The sequence below is a fragment of the Thauera butanivorans NBRC 103042 genome (assembly GCF_001591165.1).
In the GTDB taxonomy this organism is placed as follows: Bacteria; Pseudomonadota; Gammaproteobacteria; order Burkholderiales; family Rhodocyclaceae; genus Thauera; species Thauera butanivorans.
Genome location: NZ_BCUG01000058.1, coordinates 23275 through 33105 on the forward strand (window position 1 = coordinate 23275; position 9831 = coordinate 33105).

At 65.8% G+C, this 9831-nt stretch carries 4 protein-coding genes; 3 read left to right on the plus strand and 1 reads right to left on the minus strand.

All coding sequences use genetic code 11. The features are described from left to right. Positions 1-364: 364 nt before the first annotated feature. The 3 genes from TBU01S_RS19055 (at position 365) to TBU01S_RS19065 (ending at position 8752) form a co-directional block, all read left to right on the plus strand. The gene (locus tag TBU01S_RS19055) at positions 365-5047 is read left to right on the plus strand and encodes a glutamate synthase-related protein (protein WP_068639046.1); all 4683 of its coding nucleotides are present in this window, start codon (positions 365-367) and stop codon (positions 5045-5047) included. Next, complete coding sequence (locus TBU01S_RS19060; protein WP_068639048.1) at positions 5048-6511, plus strand: glutamate synthase subunit beta; 1464 nt, start codon at positions 5048-5050, stop codon at positions 6509-6511. A gap of 303 nt (positions 6512-6814) precedes the next feature. Then, entirely contained in the window at positions 6815-8752 is a 1938-nt protein-coding gene (locus TBU01S_RS19065) for an LTA synthase family protein (protein WP_245650983.1), read from the plus strand. Positions 8753-8770: 18 nt separating this feature from the next. Here the strand turns inward: TBU01S_RS19065 and TBU01S_RS19070 are convergent, their stop codons facing one another. After that, positions 8771-9574 carry an IclR family transcriptional regulator gene (locus TBU01S_RS19070; RefSeq protein ID WP_068639050.1) on the minus strand — a complete coding sequence of 268 codons (804 nt, stop codon included), beginning with the start codon at positions 9572-9574 and terminating at the stop codon, positions 8771-8773. Between the last annotated feature and the right edge of the window lie 257 nt (positions 9575-9831).

Here is a 9831-nt window from a genome sequence, read left to right on the forward strand (position 1 = left end):
CTCCTTGGGAAGCACAATGAGCCGGGCCGCGCAGCTCACCGCTGCTCCAGAAGAGTGCCTTTTCTGGCCCGATTCCTGCTTCAAAAGGGCATGTCGCAGCGCAAAAAAATTCTTGAAGCCAGTGTTTCCGGGGCGTATAGTTTTTTTGTCAAGCGGATTTTCGCTACTGATTACCAAAATGGTGCATGCAATAGTTCCATTGTGGTGCATCGGTCGATAAAACAAGGTTTTTTGCACCAATTTGGTGCGGTACATGGAGCCGGTGCGCACGCGCCCGGCTTTTTTGTGCGCGCTCGGTTTGTCTGGCGAGCTTCGAATGAGAGGCCAGCGCGTGATCTCTTCTGTCGTTTTTGAGGAAAAGAAGATGGAACTGCCCCAAAAGCAGGGTCTGTACGATCCAGCCAACGAACATGATGCCTGTGGCGTGGGTTTCATCGCCCACATCAAGGGCAGGAAAACCCATGAGATCGTGCTCCAGGGCCTCGAAATCCTGAAGAATCTCGACCACCGCGGCGCGGTCGGCGCCGATCCGCTGCAGGGCGATGGCGCCGGCATCCTGATCCAGATTCCCGACCAGCTCTACCGCGAGGAAATGGCGAAGCAGGGCGTGATGCTGCCGCTGCCCGGCGAGTACGGCGTCGGCATGGTTTTCATGCCCAAGGAAGCTGCTTCGCGCCTGGCCTGTGAGGAAGAGATCGAGCGCGCCGTCGTCGCCGAAGGCCAGGTCGTGCTCGGCTGGCGCGACGTGCCGGTCAACCCCGAGATGCCGATGTCGCCGACGGTGAAGGCCAAGGAGCCGGTGATCCGCCAGATCTTCATCGGCCGCGGTGCCGACGTGATGGTCACCGAAGCGCTCGAACGCAAGCTCTACGTCGTCCGCCGCCGTGCCGCCAACGCCATCGGCGCCCTTGCCCTGAAGCACGGCAAGGAGTTCTACATGGTGTCGATGTCGGCGCGCACGGTGAACTACAAGGGGCTGCTGCTGGCGAACCAGGTCGGCGAGTACTACCTCGACCTGGTCGATCCGCGCACGGTGTCGGCGCTGTCGCTGGTGCACCAGCGCTTCTCCACCAACACCTTCCCGAAGTGGGATCTGGCCCACCCGTTCCGCTACATCGCCCACAACGGCGAAATCAACACCCTGCGCGGCAACTACAACTGGATGCGCGCGCGCGAGAAGGGCGTGCATTCGCCGCTGCTGGGCGAGGACCTGCAGAAGATCTGGCCGCTGATCTACCCCGGCCAGTCCGACTCGGCCTCCTTCGACAACGCGCTCGAACTGCTGGTCATGAGCGGCTACTCGCTCGCCCACGCGATGATGATGATGATTCCCGAAGCCTGGGAATCGCACGCGCAGATGGACGAGAAGCGCCGTGCCTTCTACGAATACCATGCGGCGATGATGGAGCCGTGGGACGGCCCGGCCGCGGTGGCCTTCACCGATGGCCGCCAGATCGGCGCCACGCTCGACCGCAACGGCCTGCGCCCGGCGCGCTACCTCGTCACCGACGACGACCTCGTCGTCATGGCCTCCGAGTCCGGCGTGCTGCCGATTCCCGACAGCAAGATCGTCAAGAAGTGGCGCCTGCAGCCGGGCAAGATGTTCCTGATCGACATGGAGCAGGGCCGCATCATCGGCGACCAGGAACTCAAGGAGTCGCTGGCCAACGCCCGCCCCTACGCCGACTGGCTGCGCCGCATCAACATCAAGCTCGACAGCCTGGCCGCCCCGGTCGGCAGTGTGGCCGACGCCGAGGGCGGGCGCGTGGCGCCGCTGCTCGACCGCCAGCAGGCCTTCGGCTACACCCAGGAAGACATCAAGTTCATCCTCGAGCCGATGGGCAAGGCGGGCGAGGAAGCGACCGGCTCGATGGGCAACGACTCGCCGCTGGCGGTGCTGTCGAGCAAGAACAAGCCGCTGTTCAACTACTTCCGCCAGCTCTTCGCCCAGGTCACCAACCCGCCGATCGACCCGATCCGCGAGCAGATGGTGATGTCGCTGGTGTCCTTCATCGGACCCAAGCCCAACCTGCTCGAAATCAACGAGATCAACCCGCCGTTCCGCCTCGAAGTGAGCCAGCCGGTGCTGGACTTCGACGGCATGGCCAAGATCCGCAACATCGCGCGCTACACGCAGAACAAGTTCCGCTCGGCCGAGCTCGACATCTGCTACCCGGCCGCGTGGGGCAAGGCGGGCGTCGAAGCGCGCCTGGCCTCGCTCTGTGCCGACGCCGAGAACGCGGTGCTGGGCGGCTACAACATCCTGATCGTGTCCGACCGCAAGCTGGCCGCCGAGCGCGTCGCCATTCCGGCGCTGCTGGCGCTGTCGGCGATCCACCAGCACCTGGTGGCGAAGGGCCTGCGCACCCGCGCCGGCCTGGTGGTCGAGACCGGCTCGGCGCGCGAAGTGCACCATTTCGCGGTGCTGGCCGGCTACGGCGCCGAGGCGGTGCACCCCTACCTGGCGCTCGAGACCCTGCAGCACCTCGCCGGTGACACCGAGTCGGCTGCCAAGTACGTCAAGCACTTCGTCAAGGCGATCGGCAAGGGCCTGATGAAGGTCATGTCCAAGATGGGCATCTCGACCTACATGTCGTATACCGGCGCGCAGATCTTCGAAGCCGTCGGCCTGCAGCAGGCGCTGCTCGACAAGTACTTCACCGGCACCACCAGCCAGGTCGAAGGCATCGGCCTGTTCGAAGTCATGGAAGAGGCGATCCGCCAGCACGAGGCTGCCTTCAGCGCCGACCCGGTGCTGCACGACATGCTCGACGCCGGTGGCGAATACGCCTTCCGCGTCCGCGGCGAAGAGCACATGTGGACGCCGGACGCGATCGCCAAGCTGCAGCATTCGACGCGCTCGGGCAAGTTCGACACCTACAAGGAATACGCCCGCATCATCAACGACCAGGGCAAGCGCCACATGACGCTGCGCGGCCTGTTCGAGCTGAAGACCGCGGCCACCCCGGTGCCGCTGGAAGAAGTCGAGCCGGCCAAGGAGATCGTCAGGCGCTTCGCCACCGGCGCGATGTCGCTCGGCTCGATCTCGACCGAAGCGCACACCACGCTGGCAGTGGCGATGAACCGCATCGGCGGCAAGTCGAACACCGGCGAGGGCGGCGAGGACCCGATGCGCTTCAAGCCGCTGACCGAGGCGATCAGGCTGTCGCAGGTGATCGGCGAGAAGCGCATCGCGCGCGACCTCGAGCTGCAGGCCGGCGATTCGCTGCGCTCGGCGATCAAGCAGGTCGCCTCGGGCCGCTTTGGCGTCACCACCGAATACCTGGTCAATGCCGACCAGATCCAGATCAAGATGGCCCAGGGCGCAAAGCCCGGCGAAGGCGGCCAGCTGCCCGGCCACAAGGTGTCGGAATACATCGGCTTCCTGCGCCACTCGGTGCCGGGCGTCGGCCTGATCTCGCCGCCGCCGCACCATGACATCTACTCGATCGAGGACCTGGCCCAGCTCATCCACGACCTCAAGAACACCAACCCGGCCGCGAGTATCTCGGTCAAGCTGGTGTCCGAGATCGGCATCGGCACGGTGGCGGCCGGCGTGGCCAAGGCCAAGGCCGACCACATCGTCGTCGCCGGCCATGACGGCGGCACCGGCGCCTCGCCGTGGAGCTCGATCAAGCATGCCGGTTCGCCGTGGGAGCTCGGTCTTGCCGAGACCCAGCAGACGCTGGTGCTGAACCGCCTGCGCTCGCGCATCCGCCTGCAGGTCGACGGCCAGATCAAGACCGGCCGCGACGTCGTCATCGGCGCGCTGCTGGGCGCCGACGAGTTCGGCTTCGCCACTGCGCCGCTGGTCGTCGAAGGCTGCATCATGATGCGCAAGTGCCACCTCAACACCTGCCCGGTGGGCGTGGCGACGCAAGATCCCGAACTGCGCAAGCGCTTCTCCGGCCAGCCCGAGCACGTGGTCAACTTCTTCTTCTTCGTCGCCGAGGAAGTGCGCGAACTGATGGCCCAGCTGGGCGTGCGCAGGTTCGACGAGTTGATCGGCCGCGCCGACCTGCTCGACATGAAGGCCGGCATCTCGCACTGGAAAGCGCAGGGCCTGGACTACTCGCGCATCTTCTACCTGCCGCCGGTGCCGGCCGAGGTGCCGCGCCTGCATACCGAAGGCCAGGATCACGGCCTAGACGGCGCGCTCGACCAGCAACTGATCGCGCTGGCGAAGCCGGCGCTGGAGAAGGGCGAGAAGGTCAACATCGACCTGCCGGTGCGCAACATCAACCGCACCGTCGGTGCGATGCTGTCGGGCAAGGTGGCGGCGGCCTGGGGCCATGCCGGCTTGCCGAACGACACCATCCACATCCGCCTCAACGGCACCGCCGGCCAGAGCTTCGGCGCCTTCCTCGCGCGCGGCATCACGCTCGAACTGGTGGGCGAGGGCAACGACTACGTCGGCAAGGGCCTGTCGGGCGGCCGCATCGTGGTCAAGCCGAAGGCCGAATTCCGCGGCGACACCGGCAGCAACATCATTGTCGGCAACACCGTGCTGTACGGCGCGACCGAGGGCGAGGTGTATTTCGCCGGTGTCGCCGGCGAGCGCTTCGCAGTGCGCAACTCCGGCGCCACCGCGGTGGTGGAAGGCGTGGGCGACCACGGCTGCGAATACATGACCGGCGGCACCGTGGTGGTGCTCGGCCAGACCGGCCGCAACTTCGCCGCCGGCATGTCGGGCGGCGTCGCCTACGTGCTGGACGAGGACGGCAGCTTCGAGCAGCGCTGCAACATGGCGCAGGTTTCGCTGGAGCCGCTGCCGGACGAGATCGCCGCACGCCAGGGCTCGGAGTCGGGCGACGAGCTCGAATCCCACGGCAGGGTCGACATCGACCACCTGACGATGGGCGACGAACTGATCCTCAAGGGCCTGATCGAGCGCCACGTCCGCTTCGCCGGCAGCGTCCGCGCCCGCGAGATCCTGAACAACTGGGCCGTCTGGCGGAAGAAGTTCGTCAAGGTGTTCCCGCATGAGTATCGTCGCGCGCTGTCCGAGATGGCGGAGCAGCGCGAAGCTGAGAAGGAGGCCGCATAAATGGGCAAGCCAACCGGATTCATCGAATATCAGCGTCTGTCCGAGGCCTACGCGCCGGTCGACAAGCGGCTGAAGAACTACAAGGAGTTCGTCGTCCGCCTGACCGACGAGCAGGCCGCGATTCAGGGAGCGCGCTGCATGGACTGCGGCGTGCCGTTCTGCAACAACGGCTGCCCGGTCAACAACATCATTCCGGACTGGAACGACCTCGTGTATCGCAACCATTGGCGCGAAGCGATCGAGGTGCTGCATTCGACCAACAACTTCCCCGAGTTCACCGGCCGCATCTGCCCCGCGCCCTGCGAAGCGGCGTGCACGCTGAACATCAACAGCGACGCGGTCGGCATCAAGTCGATCGAGCACGCGATCATCGACAAGGCCTGGGACGAAGGCTGGGTCGTGCCGCAGCCGGCGGACGTGAAGACCGGCAGGAAGGTCGCGGTGGTCGGTTCCGGCCCCGCCGGCCTGGCCGCTGCCCAGCAACTGGCGCGCGCCGGCCATGAGGTGACGGTGTTCGAGAAGAACGACCGCGTCGGCGGCCTGCTGCGCTACGGCATTCCCGATTTCAAGATGGAAAAGTGGCTGATCGACCGCCGCGTCGAGCAGATGCAGGCCGAAGGCGTGCGCTTCCGCACCGGCGTGCTGGTCGGGGCGGAGGAAATGCCCGCCGGCATCGTCAACGACGCCACCGAAGTGATCAGCGCCGAACAGCTGCAGCAGGATTTCGACGCTGTCGTGTTGACCGGCGGCGCCGAAGTGCCGCGCGACCTGCCGGTGCCGGGCCGCGAACTCGGCGGCGTGCATTTCGCCCTCGAGTTCCTGATTCCGCAGAACAAGCAGGTCGCCGGCGACAAGCCCAACCCGATCTCGGCCAAGGGCAAGCACGTGGTCGTGATCGGCGGCGGCGACACCGGCTCGGACTGCGTCGGCACCTCCAACCGCCACGGCGCGGCGAGCGTGACCCAGTTCGAATTGATGCCGATGCCGCCGGTGCAGGAGAACAAGCCGCTGACCTGGCCCTACTGGCCGACCAAGCTGCGCACCTCGTCCTCGCACGAAGAGGGTTGCGAGCGCGACTTCGCCGTCGCCACCAAGGAATTCATCGGCAAGAACGGCAAGGTCAAGGCGCTGAAAGCCTGTCGCCTCGAATGGAAGGACGGCAGGATGGTCGAAGTGCCGGGTTCGGAGTTCGAGATCAAGGCCGACCTGGTGCTGTTCGCGATGGGCTTCACCAACCCGGTGGGCGGCGTGCTGGATGCCTTCGGCGTGGCCAAGGACGCGCGCGGCAACGCCAGCGCCGCCACCGATGGCGAAGGCTGCTACGCCACCAACGTGCCCAAGGTTTTCGCTGCCGGCGACATGCGCCGTGGGCAGTCGCTGGTCGTGTGGGCGATTCGCGAGGGTCGGCAGTGCGCACGTGCTGTCGACGAGTATCTGATGGGTGAAAGCCTGTTGCCGCGCTGACGGAATCGCCCGCAAGGGGAGTTGACGATTGCGGGCCGGCTGGCCCGCAAGGCGCGAAGGCCGGCAGTGCGCGTCTGCTGTCGATGAGTTCCTGATGGGCGAGAGTCTGCTGCCGCGCTGAGCTTCGGCGCTCATCGGTGATTGGGGGGCGGCCTGCGGGCCGCCGCCTCGTTTTTGCCGGCGTCGGGCGTAATGCCTTGTCGCAATTGAGCCTGTTGCATTGCCGCAAGCGCGGGGCGGATTCCGATTCACAGTGATGTTACAGCGGTATTATTGCCGGCCATCCAGTCCGGGAGTATCGCCGTGTCCCGTTCCGCCCTGTTCCATTCCATCACTCCACCGTCAACCCCGTCGCTCACGATGCTGCGCGGCTGGGCCTGTGCGATGGGTATCGTGATGGCATGGTACGTGGCTGCGCAGGCCGGTATCGCCTTTGCCATCGGCGTATCGCCGGGGCAGGACGCCTGGCTGCGCGACCTGGCTGCCCATCTGCTGGCGGGGACGGCGCTGTTCCTGATGGCTCGCAGCCTGAAGCGCTTTGCGCTGGCGATGGCGATCGTGTTTTCGGCCTTTACCGTGTCCAACGCGATCAAGCTCGCGGTGCTCGGCGGGCCGGTGATGCCGGACGATTTCATCGCCGCAAAGAATCTCTTTTTGTTGCTCGAAGGCTGGCAATTGTGGGGCAGCGTCGCCATGCTGGCGGTGCCGCTGGCGGGCCTGCTGTGGATGTTCGCCTGGCGGCAGCCGCGGGCCTGGCTGGCGCTGGCCGGCGTGGCGCTGGCGGTGATGGCGGTGGTGCGGCATCCGGCGCCGGTCGTGAGCTGGATGGACGCCCGTTTCGGCGACTGGGTGTGGAACCAGCGCGGCAACTACGAGATGCGCGGCCTGCCCATCCACCTTGCCCAGGAGGCTGCACGTAATCTGTCGCGCCGCCTGCCGCCGCCGCAGGCCGGCGAAGTCGATGAGGCGCTGGCACGGCTGGGGGCCAAGCCGCCCAGCGGTTTCTTCAAGGCGGCGCAGCAGTCGAGTGGCGGTGCCGGCCGCAACGTGCACATGATCGTGCTCGAATCCTTCTGGGATCCGACGCCGCTGAAGGCGGCCGGGCTGTCGGCCGACCCGCTCGACCCGGCTTTCCGCAAGCTGTGGAAGGCCACCGGCAATGCCAGGGCGCTGTCGCCGGTGTTCGGCGGCTATACTGCCAATGCCGAGTTCGAGGCCTTGTGCGGCTTCCCGGTGCGGGCCGACGCGGTGTTCTTCGAAGGCAGCCTGCGCCGCGACGTGCCTTGCCTGCCGCGTCATCTCGGCGAAGCGGGCTATCGCAGCATCGCCTCCCATCCCAATTCCGCGCCGTTCTGGAATCGCATCAACGCCTACGGCCGGCTCGGCTTCGGGCAGTACTGGTCCGACCGCGACTTCGTCCTCGACGATATGAATCGCGAGTTCCTCAGCGATGCCTCGCTCTATCGCCAGGTGCTGGAGCGCATCGGCCCGGATCTGGAGAACGGCCAGCCGCTGTTCAACTACGTGCTGACCTATTTCGGCCATCTCGACTATCCGCTCAACGAAGCGCGCCCGCCGGTCATCGAGGCCCGCAGCGAGAACGAACTGGTGGCGGCGTATGCCAATACCGTCTACTACAAGTCGCGCGAGCTGATGGCTTTCCTGCGCGAACTGCGCGAGCGCGACCCCGAGGCCATCATCGTGCTGTTCGGCGACCATCTGCCGTCGCTGGGCTGGAATCATGGCGGCTATGCCGAATCGGGCCTGCTCGCCGCCAACCGCAGCGAGTTCGACGACGCCATGTTCCGTACGCTGGTCGCCACGCCGCTGGTCGTCATCGACGGCCGCCGCGGCCCGGTCCGTACCGGCGATTTGCCGATCTATGCCTTGCCCGCGCTGATTCTCGACCTCCTCGGCGACGAGCGCGACAGCATGCTGCGCTTCGTCGTCCAGGCCGACGACGAGATTCGTGTGCGGCCGCTGCCGGGCATGCATTTCACGCTGGAGGGGAAAGCGCTGACGGTCTGCCGCCAGGGCGAGGACAAGCCGGCCTGCGAAGCGTCGAATGCCTGGATCGAGGCCGTTTCGGTGCTCGAGCGCGATATCTTCAGCGGCGCGCAGCATGCCTTGCGGACGCCCATGCGTACGGACATGCTGCAGACCGTCGAACTCGAACTGGACGGCATCGGCGGCGGGCTGCTGCCCGATGTGCTGGCGGCCGATAGCGACAACGACGTGTGATCGCGGCCCGCCGGCGTTTCAGGCCGGCGCGGGCAGGCCGGCGTTTTCGGCCTCGATGGCGGCCAGGGCATCGACGGCTCGCCGCAGCGCGGGCAGCGAGTCGAGGGCGTTGTGCTCGGTCATCCGCATGATCGGCGCCTGGATCGCGATCCCCATGTTCGAGCGGCCCGTGGGCGAAGGCACCAGCATGGCGATGCAGAACAGCCCGGGCAGGAATTCCTCGTTGTCGAAAGCGTAGCCGACGTGGCTGACATGCTCGATTTCCGCTTCCAGCGCATCGATTTCCACCAGCGTGCGTGGCGTGTATTGCATCAAGGGGGCGTGCGCCAGCAGGCGGCGGCGCTGGGTGGGCGTCATCTGCGCCAGGAAGAGCTTGCCGCTCGCCGAACAATGGACCGGGACGCGCGACCCCGGGTGCAGGTAGAAGCGTAGCGGGGCGGCCGTCTCGACCCGGTCGAGGTAGAGCACTTCGCTGCCCGACAGCGCGGTGAGATTGCAGCTTTCGCCGATCTCCTCGACGAGCTGGCGCAGCACGGTGTGGCGTGCGCCGTGCAGCGTGTCGTTGAGCAGCAGATTCTCGGCCAGGCGGCGCAGGCGTGCGCCGGTACCGTACTGGCGCCCGTCGCTGTCGCGCTGGAGCATGCCGGCCGCCTCGAGCTGCTGCAGCATGCGGTGGACGGTCGGTTTCGGCAGTCCGGTCTCCTCGACCAGCCCTTGCAGCGTCACCAGTTGATCCTTGGCGGCGATCACTTCAAGCAGCGCAAGCAGGCGCATCGTGGGTGTGTCGCCGTCGAGCCTGGCGTGTCCGGGACGCTCGTTCATGTCGATGCCTTCATTCCGTTCCATGAAAGGGTAGGCATCGTACCGTTTTTTTGGCCCGAGACCGCAGCATGCCCGTCTCGACAGAGGCTTGTCCAGCATGCCGTGCTGCTTTTTCTATAAATATCGGTACGGTTGGTATCGTTTTCTGTATTTTGTTGTTGACTCGCCGTTTCTCATTGTCTAGAGTTCGTTAGAATTTCTGATATCGGAACATTTTGTTCCGTTTGTTTTGTAAATAGATCGAGGAGACGCTACCC